Source organism: Anaerobacillus alkalilacustris, from assembly GCF_001866005.1.
GTDB classification, from domain to species: Bacteria; Bacillota; Bacilli; order Bacillales; family Anaerobacillaceae; genus Anaerobacillus; species Anaerobacillus alkalilacustris.
In genome coordinates, this window is record NZ_MLQR01000036.1 from 1 (window position 1) to 20,035 (window position 20,035).

The window sequence follows — 20,035 nt, forward strand, 5'->3', positions numbered from 1 at the left end:
AACCTATCTTTATAGTTTATGACAATACGTTCAACTTTATTGGACTCTATCAAAACAATCAACTCTTTCAATCCTTTTTTGTTGTAATTTAATCCACTACCTAAATCTTCAACAATTTTGAAAGAGTAACCATTAGCAGTGCAATATTGACTAACATTTTGAACTTGTCTTTTCAAGTCATCTTTTTGGTCTGAAGAAGAAACCCTACAATATCCTATAGTCATTTTAGGATTTTTAACTTTATTTTTATTAACGTTAGATAAATCTTCGGTAGTGTATCTCCTGTGCCCTCCGGAAGTTCTTGTTGAAGTAATTTTACCTTCTTTTTCCCACCTACGTAACGTGGAACTAGAAACCCCTAAAATGTTTGCGGCTTCTTTTAGTGTATACATGAAAACACCTCCTATAAAACCATTTTATAACAACCTATTAATTATTTGAATAAAAAATCTTACCTAAAATAGTGAATTTTAGATAAGATTAAATATTTTTAACTAAACTGTTATAGAGCCCCATAATTCTGCCTTTCTATTGAAAAAAAATCCTACGTTCAAGTAATGAACGTAGGATTTTTTTATACTATACTAGTAATCTAGCAAATACTTTATCTAAATGTCGGATAATCAAAATATGCTGTGTAGTTCGTCAATTGGTTATAAAAGTTTTCCATTCTATTTGCTTGGTGAGCTGCCCAATTGACATCTGTTGCATATTGACCAGTTCCTGTTGGTTGCCATCTCATCTTATATAGTGTATCTTTACCGCTATTAAGGTAACGACTAGCAATCCATGCAGAACCACCGAGAATAGCCTTTTCTGGTGTTGTCCAACCTTGTTCAAATGCATGACGTGCACCACAAACATCCGGACAACTATCAAATGCGGCAATACCAAACATATTATAGACTCTCGTCGCTCTATTTAACTGACTTGCTGTCAATTCATTCGCGTCGGTAATACCGACAGTTGTATTATTAACTGTTTTCGTAAATGCTTCTCCATTTTCATCTACAAAGATTCCTCTCGCTAATCTTGAGCCACCATTCCCTGTCTCTAATAAAGCGTGAGAAATTAAATAAATTTCATTCGCATTATTTCTGCGACCGGCTTCAATAAATGTAGAGGCAGTACTATCTAACGTACCTCTTCCTTGTAAAAGCTTATTCAATTCAGAGGCTGGAAGGTTTACACTTTCTGTTAAGACAAGGTGTTGAAATCTACTATTGTTAGCAGGGTTAGCAAACTGAGCCACTTGATTTTTTTCAGCATTTTGCCAAACTCCAAGTCTAATTTCATACCAATCTCCATTTGTTCGTAAGAAATTGACCGCTTGGTTATGCCATAGAAAACCAATTCGATTTCCACTAGAGCTTGCTGTCTCTCTAACATTTAGAGTACCACTAGTATTCGTTAAGTTTACTCGATAAATAGTATTTCCATTACTATTTGTTTGCGTCGTAATAAAATCTCTATGCACAAAACCATTTCTTGCAGTTGCCCAAACTTGTGGAGCTCTAAAGCGATCCCACTGAAGATCAGCCATTTGAGTTAACGTCATTCCATAATCAACGTGTCTCGAAATTTCAATTCGAATCGGTGCATTTTCTCCATTTTGAGCAAGTTCTAATAAATATTGTGCTTCATTTTTAATTACTTGAGGGACGTGCTTTGCATTAATGATTCGCTGATAACGATCAATTGCAACACTAAAGTTCCCTTGGTTTTGTTGATTTTTACTCCAGTTGATTAAGTGTCTGGCACTTTGGTAAATACCTTCATGAAACTTTCCAGTAATGATCTCTTCTTCATCGTATATATCCAGCGCTTGAGAGAATAACGCTAAGCGATCATGAAAATGAAATTGACCAGCAGCAAACTCATAATAAATTTCAGGCGTTCTCTTTTGCTGCTCCGCGTAGCCCTTATTATAGATAACAAGTTCTCTTACATTAGCTGCCAATATCGGAGAAGTTAAAATTAGGTTGTAACGATCAACAGCGACCTCATAATCACCCGCTCGATGTCTAGGCAGTGTCCAATTTAATAATGTATGCACACTTGTACTGATTGCTTGAACAAAGCGATCATCAGTAGGATACATTTGATGCCCTTTGATCGACTGCACAAGACGTTCTGTAAAATGGAAATGCTTAAGTGCATTATGGTACAGGGCTTCTCGATGACGAGTTTCTACCGTCTGTCGAAAGCTTGCATTTAACCTTGATACAGATAAAAGGTACTCGTAACGGTTAATCGCCGTATCAACGTCCCCATCGTTTTGCTTACGGATGGACCAGTTCAATAAATGCTGGGCACTAGCATGTAATCCTTCGTTAAAGCGCCCTGCTGTCTGTTCAGCTGCATTATAGAATTGAAAACCTTCTACAAATCGATCGATCCGGTCATGAAAATGAAATTGTTTAATCGCAAAATCATAATACATTTCAGGTGTACGCTTCTGTTGCGTTGCATAGCTGTTATTATACGTTCCAGTATTTCGTATATTTGCCGCTAAAACAGGGGAAGATAATATTCGGTTATAGCGATCTGCTGCAATTGCATATTCCCCTGCCTGATGTCTTGAAATCGTCCAATTCAATAATGCTTGTGCATTTGTATTAATGGCTTGTACAAAGCGTGTGTCGTTTGGATAGGTGTTATACCCCTCAATTGACAAAGCAAGGCGATCATGAAAGTGAAATTGCTTCATAGCATGAGCATGAAGTGCACTCTTATGATGATTCATCGCCTCTTGTCTCATACTAGCATTTAGTACAGATGGTGCTGCCAAAATTCGTTCATAGCTATCGATCGCTGTTACAAAGTCCCCATCGTTCTGTCTACGAACAGCCCAATTTAATAACGAACGAGCACTCGTATTTATAGCGTCTACGAATCTTGTATCCTGAGGAAATTTATAGTACCCTTCAATCGATAAAGCCAGGCGGTTAAAAAAGTGAAATTGTCCTAGTGCATGCTCGAGCCATTGATCTGCAGTTATTTCAACTGTTTCTGTACTTTTCGCTTCAACAATAACTTCTTCTATTTGCTTCTCTTCCTCTAGAACAGTCGTAGCTTCCTCTATCTCAGGTGTATCTTCCTTGCTAGTATCAACAAGAGGATCTTCCTCTTTTATTTCTTCTTTAATGGTTTCAACCAAAGAGGCTTCATCTTGTTTCTCTTCCTCATCTTCCAGGCTCTCTTTTTCCTCTACCTCTTCGTTGTCAGTCGTCATTACTTCTTGTTCTTCTTTAGGTGCAACTTCTGTTTCTTCTTGATTAGAAAGCAAAACTATTTCGGTTTCTTCTTTCTTCAAGTCGACACTAGTTCCATCTGCAGCATAAATACTCAGAGGTTGTACAAAAACACTAAATGCTGTTGCCAAAGCTACAATATTATGTTTTTTATTAGCCAATATTAAACGTCACTCCTTTTTATATTTTCCTTTGAAAAGCCTACAAGGCAAAACCCTATATTTTCTTCCTTTATAAATAATTAGTAGCCTTATAAACTACAATATTACAACATCCAAATATTACTAATCTAACAACTATTAACCTTTATTATCTTAATACATTTCGACAACTTTTCCAAGGGGACATCTTTCCACTTTTTGATGAAGGTTCTAAAAATCCATAAAATCACCGTTCTTACTTTTTTTGATAAAATATTCATGTTTATCGGTAAGTTTTAAGTGATACATTGTTTTCTTAGTTATAAAAGAAAAAAGCCCGAACGCGGGCTTTTTTCACTTTTCGTTATAGAGCTTGTCCTTAATATAAGGATTTTCTACACAATAAGGAAAGTTGCTAACAGTGTTGGACTTCTTAGTAGATTTTTAACTAAATACTTTCAAACCGCAAAGATCTCGATAAACTTCTGCATATTGCTTCGACATCTCTAATGTGCTTGGGAATCTTAACTGATCTACCTTCTCCTTAACACGGTGGTATTCGTCTGGGTCATCAGCGATATATAAAATCTTATTGTAAATTTCTTCGATATTGTTCACATCAACTAACCAACCAGCATCGCTTTTTACCACTCGTTCACGCAAGGTACCTATATCAGTAACTAAAGTAGGCAATCCTAACGCCCAAGATTCCGTTAATGTATGACAATACGTTTCTGGCCAGATCGAGAATACAGCTGATAAGTTTGGACGAATTCCTTCTAATAGGATAGGAAGCTCATCACGTTCATATTCCCCATGAGAAATCGCTACCTCTTCTAGCTTTTTATCTGCGACTTTACCTAACAAATGCAGTTCAATGCGGTTTTCACGTTTTTTATCTAACTCCATTAAACCAATCAATAGCTTCGAACCTTTTTGGAGATTTAGGCCTCCAAAACTTACGATTTTTATCTTTTTATCTCTTTCTGGTGGTACAGCAACATCCAATGTTAATTCAAAGTCTCTTCCATGTTCAATAACATGAAACGGCTTTTCTCTCAAATCCGGATACACAGTGCAGTACCTTTCCTTTGAGTATTCAGATGTAGTAATAAACACATCGACATTCGCAAACATTTTACCGGCCTCTTCTCGCCACTGATAAATCCAATTGTGCTTTAAATCAGGCATATCTGGGAACCAGCCCTTCGGATAATGACATTTCCCTTGTCCTTGTGTACACGCACCAGCGCAATATGTCTTTTTATCATCTAATAGCTGGATCGTCGGACAAATAAAGTAAAAATCATGGAATGATAAAACGATTGGGATATTCATTTCTTTTGCTATCGTTGGGATATCAAAGGTATGACCAAGTAAATGACGAACATGAATTTTAGAAATATCAAATTTATGAATAATGTTTGTTAAAATGTGTTTATAATCAAAGCGGCTAAAATCTTTCACGGAAATTTCCTTTAAGAAAGCAATTTTAAAAATCAACTTTAAGTCTCCGTTGTTTTCTAACTTATATAGCTCTAATTCTTTTCGGTCACTAGTTAATACAAATGGCTGATACGTATCACGAATATTTCTTAATAAGTCTAAGTTTGTAAGCGGAGTTCCACCACTGCCTTTATGCAGAACAAACAATGAATTTCTCTTAAAAGTTTGCTCACTTTTCCCTTCAAATTCTTCTTGCATCTTTTCCTGTAGGTAGCTCAATGGGTTTTCGGCAATAAACTTTCTTACGAGCTCTGTATATTCGGGATGCTTTTCATCAAGGATACGGCGATTTTCTTGGATCAGCTTTTGTTTTTCTTCACTGCTAAATGACACGGTACGCTGGTGGTAAACAAAAGTACTATCATCAATCACATTGGTCATACCACTTTTTAAGACTCTCATACAGAAATCATTTTCTTCACAATAACCTTTCCCAAAGGCAGTGTCAAAGTTACCTACTTGATCGATGACAACTCGCTTAATATACATACAATAACCGTTTCCTGTTGGTACCTCTGGGTAGTTACGCTCGGAATACTTAGCGATCATTTTAGCGTAATCATGCTCGGTATAGCCGGCTTTTAAATCTAAATTCTCATTGAATTTCGGAACAGAAAATGGTCCAGCAGCATTACTTACTGGTGTTACTGTGCCGATTTCTTTCATTGAATACGCACAAACAACTAGACTTCGTAACCATTCGCTCGTAACACGAGTATCACTATTTAAAATGACGACGTCGTTGGATGAATACTCGAACCCTCTATTAATAGAACCAATAAAACCTAAGTTTTGCTCATTTTCCAGTACAATAATATTTTCGTTAATGCTAATCGATTGTAAATAAACGCTTACGTTTGGATCAGGTGATTTATCATTAATTAAAATAATTCGATGAGGAAACTTTGTATATTTTTGTAAACTTGCCACACATTCCTTTAATTCATCTAAGGCGTTATATACTGGAATGACGATATCTACAATATTCGGAAATGATTGAGGAATAGCTTTTATAGCCCGCTTTTCCGACTTCTTTATGTCCATTTGCGTATTCCTTTTTTCGTTCTGATTCGTCCCCTTAAATTTTCTCTTAAGCGTTCGAAAAAATAATTTTAATAGGCGGACAGGGAATTTTAAGGTATTAATCGATGGCTTTGCTGCCGATGCGAAAATTTCTCCAAATTGGTAACGGAAAGATGCCTTAGTTTCTTTGATTTTCCGTTTGCTTTTTTGAACGGCTTGAGTCAGCTTTATATTTTTCGATTTCAAACTTTTATTTTCTAATTGCAGTTGTTTTATTTGCGTGTCATTTTCCAATGACGCCTTGTTTAGTTGCTTTGTTAGAGCTTCTTTTTCATTTGCGATCACATTAATTTGCGATAATAATTCCTGTTTATCTCTTGAAAGGAAGTCTATTTTTTCTAATAAACTTTCCATCTCGGCAAGGACCGTATCCATTTCCTCTTTTAGTACAGTTTGTTCCTTTAAGTCTTTTGTTTCTATATATAATTTTTCGACTTGTGCTTTCTTTTCTTGATAAGTTCGCTTCAATTCTTCAATTTTAATTAATTGATCAATTCTCTCTTCTTCCATCCGGGTAATCAGTAATTCCTGAACATGTAAATCTGTCAAAAATTGTTGAATGTCTGCTTCTAAATGCTTCGGACAAAGGATACCTAAACCAAAAAACGCTTGAACCCTAAATAAACTTAACCCATGGTTTGTATGTTGTATAAAGTCCTCAACTGCCGTTAATACACCGTTCCTTGGATTGTTTTCATAAATGGCATGCTCCAAATGTGGATTTAATCCTTTTTCTACCAAATTCACATTTCCTGGTAATAACCCCAACTTCTTATGAGGTTGTCGATAGTAATCAGGTATATTTTCTGGATTATAATATAAATCTCTTCTTCCATATGGCCAACCTATATCATGTAAGAAAACGACTGGAAATTTATCGTCTTTAAACTGCCTGCCAATGATTTCTAGTTCGTGGTATACGGTATACCAATTGTGATCACCATCGATCAATATCGCTTCATAATCTGACATTTTCGGCAAGGCACTCAAACTTAATTCTTTATAAAACTTAAAATGACCTCCGTTTTCTTTCTCCATGGATTCATAATCAAACATTGGTACAGGGTCAACCGTATGCAAGATTCCTTCATTTTGTTTGCAATATTCAAGGAGATTAACCGTATTTAATCCTCTTTGTGCTCCCACTTCTACAATAGTTTTCGCGTTTATTATTTTTAATAGAGGTTCAATTATAATATCCCAAAACCTATTCATCTTTTTTGGCCTCCAATCTCCCTTTGAGCTTAGTTTTTCAAATGACTATACAATTCATACTAAATTTAATTCATTTCTCATTCTTATTATTTCTACCAAGACTGTTTTTTACATCGTTATGCTTTGGGATTAATGACTAATTTCTTACAATCATTTTTTTTCAATATACTTTTTATACTGCTCGACGGCCTCTTTTGGGTCACCATCAAATAAAACTTGACCTTTATTTAACCAGATCGCCCTTGTACATACTTTTTCTACAAAGCCCATGCTATGAGAAACAATGATCACTGCTTTTGCGCTTTCAATCATTTCTTGTATTTTTTCACTTGCTTTATTTTGAAATTCCATATCACCGGTGGACAAAGCTTCATCTATAATAAAGATATCAGGTTTTAACGTAGCTGCAATACTAAAGCCTAATCTTGCTCTCATCCCACTAGAATATTGCTTAACTGGTTTGTCAATGACTTTTCCTAGTTCTGAAAATTGGACAATCTTCTCATAATCTCTCTCTACTCTTTGCTTTGGTATCCCTAGTAGCATCCCATTTAAAAAAATATTGTCTTTTCCCGTTAATTGAGAATTAAACCCCGTACCGTACCCAAGAAGGGCAGTTGTTTCACCGTTTAACTGAAGATCTCCCTCTTCAGGCGTTAAGATTTTCGTTAGTAGTCGACACATCGTACTTTTTCCTGCACCATTGTGGCCGATTATCCCAATCACTTCGCCTTCTTTGATCTCAAAGCTCACATTTTTCAATGCCCAAAATGTTTCCTTTTTCATTTGGAAAGAAACCCCAACATTTTTTGCCTTCACCACTGTTTGGTCTTTAATAACTGCTTCTGTCTTGCTAATATCTAACTTTGGTTGCTTTCTCGGTTTTCTTTCTGGTACCGTCGCTCGATACTTTTCGATGACCTCTTTTGGATGTCCTATTTCCCTTATAACACCCTTGTCTAACCACATCAAACGATCACAATTTCTCTCTGCAAAACCAAGGCTATGGGTAACAATGATTACCATTTTTGCCTTATTAACAAGCTCCTTTATTTTCACAGCCGCCTTCATACTAAATTCCTTGTCCCCTGTATTTAGTGCTTCATCCAAAATTAAGATTTCAGGCTCTAAATAAGCAGCAACACTAAATCCAAGCCTTGCTCTCATACCACTTGAATAATATTTCATCGGTTGATCGAGAAAACGACCAATACCCGAGAATTCGTGAATTTCATCGATAAATTCGCTAATGCGTTTTTTTTCAATCCCTAGCATCATTCCATTCAAATACACATTTTCCCGACCCGTTAACTCCTTATTAAAGCCCATACCTAAAGAGAACAGGGCTGAAACCTTTCCATCAACCAACAATTTCCCTTCATCGGGATGTAGGATTCCTGAAATTAGCTTGCATAATGTCGTTTTCCCTGAACCATTGGAACCGATAATTCCTAGCACTTCACCCTTGTAAGCTTTAAAATTTAATTTCTTTAAAGGCCAAATTTTTGTGTGTTTTTCTACTTTCTTATTTCGTAGACGATTAAATATGAGCGATTTATAGTCATCCTTACGATAACCAGAAACAAAGGAAACCCCCAAGTTTTTGGCTTGTATAACGACTTCATTCGGATTAATAATACTGTTTTTTTCTATTAAAGACATAGTTTAAAACCTCTTTTTATAGTGCTTTAATAATTTTGTGTTCATTTCGACTATAGTAATAAAACAATACAATAATTGCTGCTAAAGAGAATAAACCGATCACGAAAAGACCTAGAAGTTGTGGACTGCTTTGCCAAATTAAAACTGCACGATAAGAGTCTAAAATAATAGCAAAAGGATTAATAGCAACAATCCAATTAAATCTTTCTGGCAACATACTACCCTCCCAAATAATAGGGGAAGCGTAGAAAACTAGACGCAAGATATGTGACAAAATGTTATCGATATCTCTAATAAACACGCAACTATATGCTACAAACATACTCATTGCAAGTAAAAATAATAACTGTATTATAATAATAAATGGCAGATAAATCACTTGCCACCCCGGGATAATCCCATAAATAGCCAAAAATAGTAAAATCACAATAAGACCAAAGCCAAAATTAAACAATTGAGTAAAAGATGTAGCTAATGGAAATATAGATTTCGGCAAATAAACTTGGTTAATGATGGAAGAGTATCTCGTAATTGCTTTAGCAGAAGTACTAATCGTTGTATTAATCCACCTCCACCCAACTAAACCAATGACGAGATAAACGGCATAATTCTCTCCTCCTCTACCTAAAATAATCACCATTAAAAAGTAATAGACGACTACATTCAATAGAGGATCTAATAGCCACCAAAAATACCCTAAATAACTATTACGATTATCTGCCTTCAATCCAGATTTTACAAGATATAGTAAAAGATCTTTTCTTTTCAACATTTCATTTATATATTGACGCATAATTTTTCAATACACCGCCTACATAGTTTTTGCAAATTGGCATTGACCATAACATTAAACAAATATACGGAGCCTCTAGATAAGACTCCAAGCACTAGAAGACCGAACAAACGGTTCTTACCTCAATTAATAATATTATGACTCCCCGAAATTCCAATTACTATTATTACATATTGTTACAATATGTCTAGGTTTATTTTTTAATAACCCTTTTACTATATCGAAGAACCTTCGATATTCCTAGTTGAATCTAGTGGTACAGAATCCAATTTTCCCCCTCCATTTTGAGGGTTTACTTAAATACTTTGGGGAATTCTATTTCACTGGTAACTATTTCATATATTTTTTAAGCTTGTAGCTCACATAGAACATAAAATACCAAGCACTTTTCATCCAGCTTAATCTTTCAACCTCTCGATACACTTTCCAATTTTGCTTGGCTACCTTCAACTTGTTGCTCGATACAGAATTCCCTACTATTCGGTATTTCGCTAACACCTCTTGCAGACCATAGGGAGTAAAGCCTCTTTTACTTAAGTTGAGCCATAATACATAATCCTGTCTCGTCCGAATATTGACCATCTCTACATGACCGACCATTTTCGTATCTAACATTACCGTTAAGCAGCCAATCACATTGTTTTTTAACAAACTTTCATATGTAACACTTTCTGGTGCGTGGTTGATGATGTTCGTTTCGCTTCCATCTTCGTTGATGTTCATATATTCTGTAAAACTAAAGGCAATTTGCCGATCTTCCATAAACCGCAATTGTTTTTCTAATTTATCCGGCATCCACTGATCATCACTATCTATAAACGCTAAGTAACGCCCTTTTGCATGTCGGATTGCTGTATTTCTAGCAACTGCAGGGCCACTATTTTCCTGTAACGTAATCAATTGAATTCTAGTATCCTTCTGTTCATATTGTTGAACAATGTTCACCGTGTCATCACTCGAACAATCATCTACAATAATCATTTCCCAACTAGAATATGTCTGAGCGATGACGGAATCCATCGTTTCACGAATAAATTTTGCCGTGTTATAAGCTGGTGTAATAACTGAAATAATTGGCTCGTGCACTCGTTTAGACATTGCTCTCATCTCCATATAACGAACTATTACTCACCAAATTTGTACTTCCTCTCCCAAATCTCGTTATACCACACAACTAACTTCTCTCCTTCTTTCTCCCAATTCAACTCACTCTGCACTGCTTTTTTACCATTGTTGCCCATTTTCTTCACCTCATTCGGATTTTCACGTAAATATTCTATCACTTTCTTTATTTGATTCTCATCGTAAGGATCAACAACTAGGCCACAAGAATACTTTTCCACAAAATCCTTCCATACAGGAAAGTTTGAACATACGATCGGAATACCTGCACTCATATATTCAAAAAACTTGGTAAGTTCTTTTCGCATATAATGCTCCGTTGGTGGAAACAATGCAATACCCGCTAACCAGCTTTGACTCATATACGCATCGTCGATTTCCTTTTTCGGTACATACTGATCGATACCCTTTAGCTTTAGTTGCTCCTTTTTATTGCCTGCGATCTCGTACATTTTGGTTGCTAATTTTTGTGGGCAACGTCCATAAAAATATACGAACAAACGCTCATCTATTCTTGGGAGTGTCGCATGAATGAGTGCACCTCTTTCCACCGATAGATTACCGGTATAAAGAAGAGGACTGTCGATGGTTGTACTCTTGCGCTCTCGATTCATCATGGTTTTGTTAAGGATTGGATAATTTAATATACATGTTCCTCTTGGATATTTTTCTTTATAATATTTTTCCGCTAAACAAAGCTCCAAGTTTTTTGAAAATGCTTGTTCAACCATTTTATAAGCGTTAGCAATAAATTTTCGGAGAAACTTCGGTAAATACTCTTTTTGCATTATACTCGTTTCATAGTCTTCATGAATATCGTAAATAACTACATTTCGTTTAGTTTTTAATAGCCATGCAACAGGCAATAATTCCGGATCATGAATATGATAATAATCTGCCTTTTGTTTCCGCGCCTTTCTATATGCTTCTATAGTCGAGAAAAGCATTCTTGACAGCTTATTTTTATATTTTTTTAATGGGATAATCTTAACATCGGAATTTGGTTTCGTTTCCTCAGTAGTTGAAACGATGAAGCGAACATCGAAGCCAGCCTTCTTAAGTGTTTGGCATTCTTTATGGAATATCCTTGGGTCTTCCGGATTATGTACTGTTGAAATATGCACAACAGTTTTACTATCTTTCAATGTCAGGCACCTCCAACGGTCATTCAAAAAATTTGTAATAACAAAATAAATCAACACTCTTTACAATACCGATACTTACGGTAACTATCAAGTTTTTTCTATAGGTAGTGCAGCTTTTAGGAATCGTCATTACTGAAACCGCAACTCTCTTAGATCTACAGGTTGAAATGAGCCAACTTCCCCCACTAAACTATGTGCTTCAGGTTGTACCATTCGAAACCGTAAAATTTAGTTTGGAGGTAATTGTTTGAATAAGTTTATATTTGTAAGTTTAAAAAGTCAGGAGAGAAAATAAAAGAAAGGGTACTAAAAAAAGGCCTAAACTTTGTACCTTTAAAAGGTCATAAAGTACACGCATATGAATTACCTGAGAATATACTAGTATTTTCAGTAGAAAACCACCACTCTGGTAATTTTCAACACAAGGATCATGTATATTTTAACGATCAGGAATGCTTGGTGTATAGTGGTTTACCGTACTTCGATAATCAAGAAGTCGAAAGATGGAGTAAATCATTTTATTTCTACATAGATTAAGTACGGCGTTGAAAAATCATGAAAATGTAAATGGTACATACAGTGTAGCTTATTCAGCTAAAGGGAAAATTACAGCATTTTGTGACTTCTCTGGGTTATCTCCACTTTTTTATTTTAAAAACGAGTATGTTACTGCCGTTTCTAACCGTCAGTTTTTGCTGGCATTATCCCAACAAACGGAACACTTCCAATATAATTTAGAGGCTTTATCTTGGTTACCTGGACAAGCAAGTATTATTAGAGAAGAAGCTTTTTTTTCAGGTGTAAAAAAATTGGTTCCAGGAACTTATATAGAAATCGGTAAAAATGTATCGATTCACGAGTTTCGTGAGCATGTATGGAGCAAGTAGTCAAAGAGAGCTAACTGACCGCGATTTTGATGACATTACAAATGAATTAGTGAAACAAAGCCTACAATTAAAAAAACTCCCTACAAAAAAGCTCAGAATGTCTCTAACTGGTGGAAAGGTTTCAAGAGTAAACCTTGTATTTTCATTAAATACAGGCTTAGTAGAAAAAATAGATAGTATTTTTTCTAGTGGTAGAGAAGGCTCCCCAGAAATTGAAATTGCTGCTTATATATGTAAAGAACTAGGGTTAGATCACACAGCACAAAGCTCAAACCCTGCTCAATTTGACTTAAATAAAACTTGGGGAAAGTTAAAATACCACGCCTTTAGATTTGAGGGATCTATTTCCCTTGGGATGGTTTCAGTGATCCAGCAACTGGTAGTAGTATTGAAATCAACGGTATGGGTGGAGAAATATACTCTAAATTTGTTAAAGCTCATTCTAAAGTTGAAATTAATGGACTTTTCCAAGCATATAGTATTCTTAAAAATTATCAACAGAAGACGGACCCTCTAGGTATTATGAATATATCAACTTTCAAGAAGAAACAATACGTAATATTGTTGATCAAAAATATAAAAAAAGGAATAGATTTAAATAGTATTAGCGACTATATTTATATGGAAAATCGATTTTCGATGTGATCAGGTCAGCCGAAAATACATTTTCAAATATAAGAATCTTTCCAATGGCTAATTTGAAAGCAGCACAAATTGCCTATTTCGGTCAACACACGTTAAGGCATATTGCGAGATTCCACTTTGAAATAATAAAAAGGTTATATCCAAAATTAGTTTCGATGCCATTCCTTGGGGCTAAATGGGACGAGCGGTTAACACCTTATTTAGACGGATTATCAATTTCTGAACCATTTGAACCACCTAGACAATTGCAAAGTAAAAATTTAGTTACTTGGCAATGGGATTTTATGGATCAAGGCTGGGACCAAATTAGAGAATTTTTGCTCGGATCAAGGTACACAGGGTTATTTGATATAGTTGATTTTGATCGATTAAGTGCGGTATTTGATGACAAAAGTAAAATTTCTAGTGTAATTGATGCAAAGGAAATTCTTAGTTTGATTGAAATTCAGTATCTTTTAACAAACCAATATGAGTCTAAATATGAAGGCAATCCTGAAAACATTGAATTACTTACTAACATTCGTGGAATCAAACTGTTTAATGAAAAAATAAATATGCTTCCTAGTAAACCAAAAGAAGAGATATATATTTTACCATCAGCGAAGTTCAAAAAAATCAGAATTGATCCTACCAATCAGGAAGAATGTTTTAAATTAGGACCCATCTACTTCATGGTTGATGGTGAAAAGGTTAATATTTCAGAAAATGGAGAACAAGGACTTACCCCCAACAAGTGGGTACAGACAATGGAAAGTTATGATAGTTATACAATTTATAAAGGGACTGGAAACGACCCTAATTTTGTATTTGTTGATCAAGATTTTGACTTTTCATCAGCAAGGGAAGTGGTATTAGTCGTTCTACAAAGTTCAGAAAACGGGGCAAAATCAGGAGACTGCTGATAAAGTCCAAATTTTTTTATCTGAAAAATAATATTCAAAAAACGAGCCTCTAGAATCGCTTCTAAGGCTCGTTTGAGAGCTAGGGAGACATTTTCGCCCCCCTATAATCATTCGTTTTTCAAAAACATTCACTTTTTCAGTGCCCTCAAAATCAGAGGTGTTTTTTGACTTAGGTGAAGGATTTACTGAAAAGAATAAAGTTTTAAAAATGCTAACACCTGTATTATTTTAATGACTCAAAAAGTTAGATACCGGTTACAGATTCTATTAATTAACAATTTATTTTCGATAAATAAAATTGGAATAGGTATGCAAGACGATTAATCTCCACACATAAAAAAGGAACTAGAGCGCTTTTGACTCTAATCCCTTTCCCTATTTACGTACGATTATCTTTTTAACGTTTTGTTTCTATATGCTTCATCTGCCACAATAAGTCCAACTGTATTGTTTTGGTTCCAAACACGATCCCAGTTAGCCACTGGAACCGGTCTTGGTCCAACATGTGGTGAAATTTCCGGCGTTAATCCTGGCTTTTTTTGTTCCAAAACAAACCAATCAGAAAAACCACCTCCACTATTGCTCCAAGTTAAGTTTACAATTGGATAATTTGTTTTTTGCGAAACAATCTGCGCCACATGTCCAGGGTTTCTTGTGAAAATAACTTCCCCTGAAGAGTGATAAGAAATAGCCGTTTGAAAATTTTTGCTCAGAACAAAAGTATATACGGCAAGTGATTCTGGCTCACTTAGCGGTCTTGGTCCTTTATAATTTTCCCGACTTGGTCCACCTGGGTTATTCGTAATTGTATCCCACAAAGCTGGAAACTGCCGATTAATATCAACACCTCTAATGTTGGCTTTCCAACTATTAAAATTAGTACTGCCCCCATTAATATTGATAGCATTTTGACGCAGAGGAGCACTTCTTATTGCACCCGGTCCTTGTTGTACCAATGTGACCCCATCTGGATTCCACATTGGTACAAACCAGATGCTTGTATTGTTTAAGACATTTCTAACATTAAAACCACCATAATGATTTCCTTTCGCATACGCATAAGCATACTCGTCAATCATTTTCATTAACACATTGGTTGTCATATGCTCGCGAGCATGCGAAGCAGCATTGAAAAATACCTCTGTCTTACCATGACCTAATTTGACTGCATAAATATCTCTTCCATCTAATGATTTACCAATTACTCTTGTTTCCATGAAGTTCGGATACATTGCTTGTAATTGAGCTAGATCCTTTTCCATTTGTGCAAAAGTATAATTTTGAACCTTTGCATTCACAATTCTTTTCGGTTGGTGCAAAGCAATTCCCTGTTCAGCCAATAATAAATTTTGTTTAGCTGTATTTTTAATCAAGTTACTTACTTTCGGGGTATTGATGATCAATTTATATCGGTCTATAGCTACTCCAAAGTTACCATTTCTATGCTGAGCACTTGCCCAGTTTAGTAACGCTTGTGCACTAGCATTTAACCCTTCCTCAAACTTACCTTGGATCTGTTCAGCTAGATTGTATAACTGGAATCCTTCTGTAAACTTCGCAATACGATCATGAAAATGAAACTGCCCAATGGAAAAGTCATAATATAATTGTGGTGTTAGTTTCCTTTGCTGTGCATACAATCGATTATGAGCCGCTTGGGTTTCAATATTTTTGGCTAAAGTTGGTGCAGATAATATCCTATTATACCGGTCAATGGCCATATCATAATTACCTTCACGATGCTTCGCTTCGGCCCAATTTAATAAATGTTGAGCACTTGTATCGATCGCTTCTCTAAAGCGGGTATCATTCGGATACTTGTTGTATGCTTCAATTGCCAATGTCAATCGATCATGAAAGTGAAATTGCTTCATCGCATGATCGTAAAGGGCAGTTTTGTAATTTGATTCTGCAGCTTGCTTAATATTCGCTGCTACATATCGAGCAGATAAGATAAATTCATAACTATTAATAGCTGTCGCATTATCCCCTTCTTGTCGCTTTCGGTTTGCCCAACTTAATAATGCTTGGGCACTTTGGTTTAATCCTTCTTGTAACCTTCCAGTATTTCTTTCTGACACACTATATATACTAAAACCTTGGGTAAATAGATCTATGCGATCGGTAAAATGAAATCTGCTAATTGCAAATTGATAATACTGTTCGGGTGTACGTTTCTCTTGTTGAGCATAACCTTGATGATAGATCGCTAGACTTCTTATATGATTTGCTAATACTGGCGCTGACAATATAAGATGGTAACGATCAAGTGCCGTTTCATAATCTCCATCTCTGTGTCGAGCTATCGACCAGTTGATTAAGTGGTTAGCACTTGTATTAATCGCTTCTCTAAAGCGTGTATCACTTGGGTACTTATGGTAACCATCAATCGACAAAGCGAGGCGATCATGGAAATGGAACTGCTTCAACGCATGTTCAACAAGTGCTGTTCGATGATGACTTTCTGAAGCTTCTTTTATATTGAGAGATATAAAAGGTGTTGTTAAGATACGCTCATAACGATCGATGGCAACGACATGGTCGCCTTCTCTTTGCTTACGAGTTGCCCAGTTTAATAACAATTGAGCACTATGGTTAAGCCCTTCTTGAAAACGTCCTTTCTCTCGCTCTGCTTCATCATACAGGCTAAAACCTTCAACAAATAATGCAATACGATCATGAAAATGAAATTGATTACTCGCATATGAATAGTACATTTCAGGCGTACGCTTTTCCTGTAAGGCATAACTTCTATTATAAATGGTAGCAGTTTTAATGTGGTTATCAATGACTGGTGCCATTAAGATTTCATTGTAACCTTCAGTAGCTAAATCATAATTTCCTTGTCGATGATGGTTAGTAGAGTACTCAAACAATAACTCTAAAGTTTGACTAATCCCATCTTGAAATATCGTCATAGTGGGATAGGTATTATACCCTTCTATTAATAGCTGTAAACGAATTGATAAATTCTCCTCATTCATAGCTTGTTCATAATATGCATTTGCTTCATTTACTCGCTGATCATCAACATATTGAACTAACCCATAACCATGAAATTGATCTCTACCAGCAGTACCAATATCAAGAGCTGTATCCCGTAGTTTCTCTCTCAATTGAATATTTGATAATGTCGGATGGGCTTCTTTCATTAAAGCCAATACACCAGACACGTGGGCTGCAGCCATTGACGTCCCACTGTTAGTACCATAACCAGAATTTAGATGTGTACTAAAAATGTTCACACCAGGAGCCGCGATTTCTACAGAAGGGCCTGTTGCTGAAAAATTACCACGAACATTGTTGGAGTTGGTTGCACTTACAGCAATAACAGATTCATAACGCGCTGGGTACTCTACTGTATTACCACTTCCAGCTGATGTTCCTTTGTTACCTGCAGCAGCAACGACTAATATCCCATTTTCGTAAGCTGTATCTACTGCATTATTAAGAGTTGGAGAATCTTCTGAATTTCCTAAGCTTAAATTAATGATGTCCATGTTATTACTTATGGACCAATCAATTCCGGATACTATATCCGACAAAAAGCCTACTCCATTTTGATTTAACACTTTGACGGCATACAAATTAGCGTTAGGCGCGATTCCCACCGTGCCAATCAAATTGTTTTTAGCCCCGATAATTCCTGCGACATGAGTTCCATGACCATTATCATCTAGATAAGAGTCAGAAATAATTGAAACCCCACCAGCAATCGTTAAATCAGGGTGGTTGGCAATTCCCGTATCAAGAATGGCTACTTTTACACCTGCGCCTGTAAGATTATTTTCCCAGGCAAGTGGTGCTTTGACTCTCTCAACTCCCCAATCAATTGTTTGACCAAGTATGCTAAAGACATGGTCTACTTCAATCGATAGAACATGATCATTTTTTTCTAACTCTTCGATAACTGAAGTTGGAAGTTCTCCAATAACTGCTTGTATATGGTCATACTTTTTTTCGACACTACCATTTAGGTCTGTAACAAGAGTTTCATCAACTTCGTCTTTAAAAGTAATAATCACCCTTTGTGAGAGATCTTCAGCTTCAATAGTTGGAACTAAAAATAAGATTAATAATGTCGTCAATAATAATATCCTTTTCATTTAACCCTCCTATTTTCTGGTGTTTCGACACGCACACTTGCAAACTATGAAATTCATTATCGATTTTAATAGATAATCATTATTATATAATAGAATTTAGAGAATTTTAACTGTTGAAATTTAGGTTTTTTTGGATTTTTTTTAGGAAGATTGGAGTGTAGGTGGGGCATTAAAAAATTGGAAGTAAACTAATGATAGTTGTAGGTAACTTTACTACGCTGATTCGTAAGACACAACTTTTCTCCTACGTTTATGTATATTATAATAACAGCATACTTTTATTCTAAAAAAATCTCTCATTGAATAATTCAACGAGAGATTGATGTGTGATTATTTAGTTGATAATACAGTAAGAAAAACCTCTTCATATTGTTGGACGATTTTTTTTGCCTCGAAGTGATACGCACGTTCATAACCTTTTTGAATGATTTCAATCGTTTGTTGGTCATTTAGACTTAAGACGTGTAACATGTTTTCAGCTAGATCATCAGCATCGCCAACTTTGCTAAGAAACCCGTACTCGCCTTTATTCAATACTTCTGATGGACCTGATTTACAATCGGTTGAAACTACAGGTGTTCCTGTAGCTAGTGCTTCAGCAATCACATGGCTGAACCCTTCATGTTTCGATGAAAGTACGAATAAATCTGCCTTTTCAAAATAAATGTATGGATTACTTTGAAAACCAATGAAATGAACACGATCACGAATGTTTAATTCTACAGCTTGTCGTTCTAACTCTTCTTTTAACGGCCCTTCACCAAGAATGACCAGCCTGCTCCTAATTTGTTGATTAACTTTGGCGAAAGCACTTACTAACGTGCGCTGATCTTTTTGTTCGACCAATCTACCTGCTGTCACTATAATTTTATCGGATGAGTCAAAAATTGATTGATGTTCAGCAGAAATTTGACCGTTTTCCATTTTTTTTCGGATACTTTTAAGATCAACTGGATTGTAGATCACTTTAATATCCGTGGCTTTTACTTTATATTTATTAATTAAGTTTTCTTTTACACCTTCAGAAAGTGAGATCACTTGATTTGAAAGTTTATACATCATTCCAAAACCTAATAATTGTAGATTTGTTTTGAAATCCCCACCTAAATTATCCGCTTCTCTCACCACACTTTTTGCCTTTGAAAACGAAAGCATTGTGGCAAGAATAGCAATCGTATTTACTCGTGGGATTGTACTAAAAACGAGATCGACATGTTGTTCTTTAATGATTTTTGCTATTTTAAAGATCGATTTACTAAGTCTTTTAGTTGGTAACTTGATAAATGTAACGTCTTCTTTTATTTCACTTTCATAAGTTCCATCGAAATTTAACGTTACAAGCATAGGTGAAAATTTACTGCGGTCTAAATTATTGATAATATTTAATAACGTGCGTGCAGCACCACCGCCACCCATTTGATAAATAAAAAATAATACTTTTACTTTTTTCATAATTAGACAGCCTTCCTTGGAATTTTTATAAAAGGCGAACTCTAAATCTAACAGCCATTTCTACCATGAGTCCCTTACCACATTTTACTACATAGTGTGTCATAAAGTCCTCTATCTAAACAA

General features: G+C 35.6%; 12 protein-coding genes. 3 read left to right on the top strand and 9 right to left on the bottom strand.

Annotation, left to right across the window (positions count from 1 at the left end; translation table 11 throughout):
* The 7 genes from BKP37_RS14705 to BKP37_RS14735 form a co-directional block, all read right to left on the bottom strand.
* On the bottom strand, window positions 1–392 hold a 392-nt coding region (locus tag BKP37_RS14705), incomplete at its 3' end, for an IS607 family transposase (RefSeq protein WP_139193146.1).
* A 212-nt stretch (window positions 393–604) separates the two neighbouring features.
* Window positions 605–3,415, bottom strand: a complete 2,811-nt coding sequence (locus BKP37_RS14710) for an N-acetylglucosaminidase (RefSeq protein WP_071310380.1) — start codon at window positions 3,413–3,415, stop codon at window positions 605–607.
* Window positions 3,416–3,838: 423 nt separating this feature from the next.
* Window positions 3,839–7,198 (bottom strand): glycosyltransferase, encoded by a 3,360-nt coding sequence (locus BKP37_RS14715; protein ID WP_071310381.1) that lies wholly within the window; start codon window positions 7,196–7,198, stop codon window positions 3,839–3,841.
* Between the two features lie 150 nt (window positions 7,199–7,348).
* On the bottom strand, window positions 7,349–8,860 hold the full coding sequence (locus BKP37_RS14720) for an ABC transporter ATP-binding protein (RefSeq protein ID WP_071310382.1): 1,512 nt from the start codon (window positions 8,858–8,860) through the stop codon (window positions 7,349–7,351).
* 16 nt (window positions 8,861–8,876) lie between these two features.
* On the bottom strand, window positions 8,877–9,653 hold the full coding sequence (locus BKP37_RS14725) for an ABC transporter permease (RefSeq protein WP_071310383.1): 777 nt from the start codon (window positions 9,651–9,653) through the stop codon (window positions 8,877–8,879).
* 330 nt (window positions 9,654–9,983) lie between these two features.
* Window positions 9,984–10,751, bottom strand: a complete 768-nt coding sequence (locus BKP37_RS14730; RefSeq protein WP_071310384.1) for a glycosyltransferase family 2 protein — start codon at window positions 10,749–10,751, stop codon at window positions 9,984–9,986.
* Window positions 10,752–10,777: 26 nt separating this feature from the next.
* Window positions 10,778–11,920, bottom strand: coding sequence for a glycosyltransferase (locus tag BKP37_RS14735; protein ID WP_071310385.1), 1,143 nt, complete (start codon window positions 11,918–11,920; stop codon window positions 10,778–10,780).
* Between the two features lie 545 nt (window positions 11,921–12,465).
* Here BKP37_RS14735 and BKP37_RS14740 point away from each other — a divergent pair.
* From BKP37_RS14740 to BKP37_RS14750, 3 genes are all read left to right on the top strand, one after another.
* Window positions 12,466–12,807 carry a hypothetical protein gene (locus BKP37_RS14740; RefSeq protein ID WP_071310386.1) on the top strand — a complete coding sequence of 114 codons (342 nt, stop codon included), beginning with the start codon at window positions 12,466–12,468 and terminating at the stop codon, window positions 12,805–12,807.
* On the top strand, window positions 12,791–13,324 hold the full coding sequence (locus tag BKP37_RS14745) for a hypothetical protein (RefSeq protein WP_071310387.1): 534 nt from the start codon (window positions 12,791–12,793) through the stop codon (window positions 13,322–13,324). The genes BKP37_RS14740 and BKP37_RS14745 overlap by 17 nt, the downstream gene beginning before the upstream one ends.
* Before the next feature lie 172 nt (window positions 13,325–13,496).
* Window positions 13,497–14,354 (top strand): hypothetical protein, encoded by an 858-nt coding sequence (locus BKP37_RS14750; RefSeq protein ID WP_071310388.1) that lies wholly within the window; start codon window positions 13,497–13,499, stop codon window positions 14,352–14,354.
* Window positions 14,355–14,743: 389 nt separating this feature from the next.
* On the opposite strand, the gene BKP37_RS14755 is transcribed toward BKP37_RS14750, so the two are convergent.
* Both BKP37_RS14755 and BKP37_RS14760 read right to left on the bottom strand, forming a co-directional pair.
* Window positions 14,744–18,460 (bottom strand): S8 family serine peptidase, encoded by a 3,717-nt coding sequence (locus BKP37_RS14755; protein WP_071310389.1) that lies wholly within the window; start codon window positions 18,458–18,460, stop codon window positions 14,744–14,746.
* A gap of 330 nt (window positions 18,461–18,790) precedes the next feature.
* Window positions 18,791–19,912: a glycosyltransferase gene (locus BKP37_RS14760; protein ID WP_071310390.1), complete on the bottom strand. Its 1,122-nt coding sequence runs from the start codon at window positions 19,910–19,912 to the stop codon at window positions 18,791–18,793.
* Window positions 19,913–20,035 lie beyond the last annotated feature (123 nt).

Coding starts and splice junctions, on each gene's coding strand:
- BKP37_RS14715 (WP_071310381.1), bottom strand. CDS start 7,198: ATGAATAGGTTTTGGGATATTATAATTGAACCTCTATTAAAAATAATA.
- BKP37_RS14720 (WP_071310382.1), bottom strand. CDS start 8,860: ATGTCTTTAATAGAAAAAAACAGTATTATTAATCCGAATGAAGTCGTT.
- BKP37_RS14725 (WP_071310383.1), bottom strand. CDS start 9,653: ATGCGTCAATATATAAATGAAATGTTGAAAAGAAAAGATCTTTTACTA.
- BKP37_RS14730 (WP_071310384.1), bottom strand. CDS start 10,751: ATGTCTAAACGAGTGCACGAGCCAATTATTTCAGTTATTACACCAGCT.
- BKP37_RS14745 (WP_071310387.1), top strand. CDS start 12,791: ATGTATGGAGCAAGTAGTCAAAGAGAGCTAACTGACCGCGATTTTGAT.
- BKP37_RS14750 (WP_071310388.1), top strand. CDS start 13,497: ATGGCTAATTTGAAAGCAGCACAAATTGCCTATTTCGGTCAACACACG.
- BKP37_RS14755 (WP_071310389.1), bottom strand. CDS start 18,460: ATGAAAAGGATATTATTATTGACGACATTATTAATCTTATTTTTAGTT.
- BKP37_RS14760 (WP_071310390.1), bottom strand. CDS start 19,912: ATGAAAAAAGTAAAAGTATTATTTTTTATTTATCAAATGGGTGGCGGT.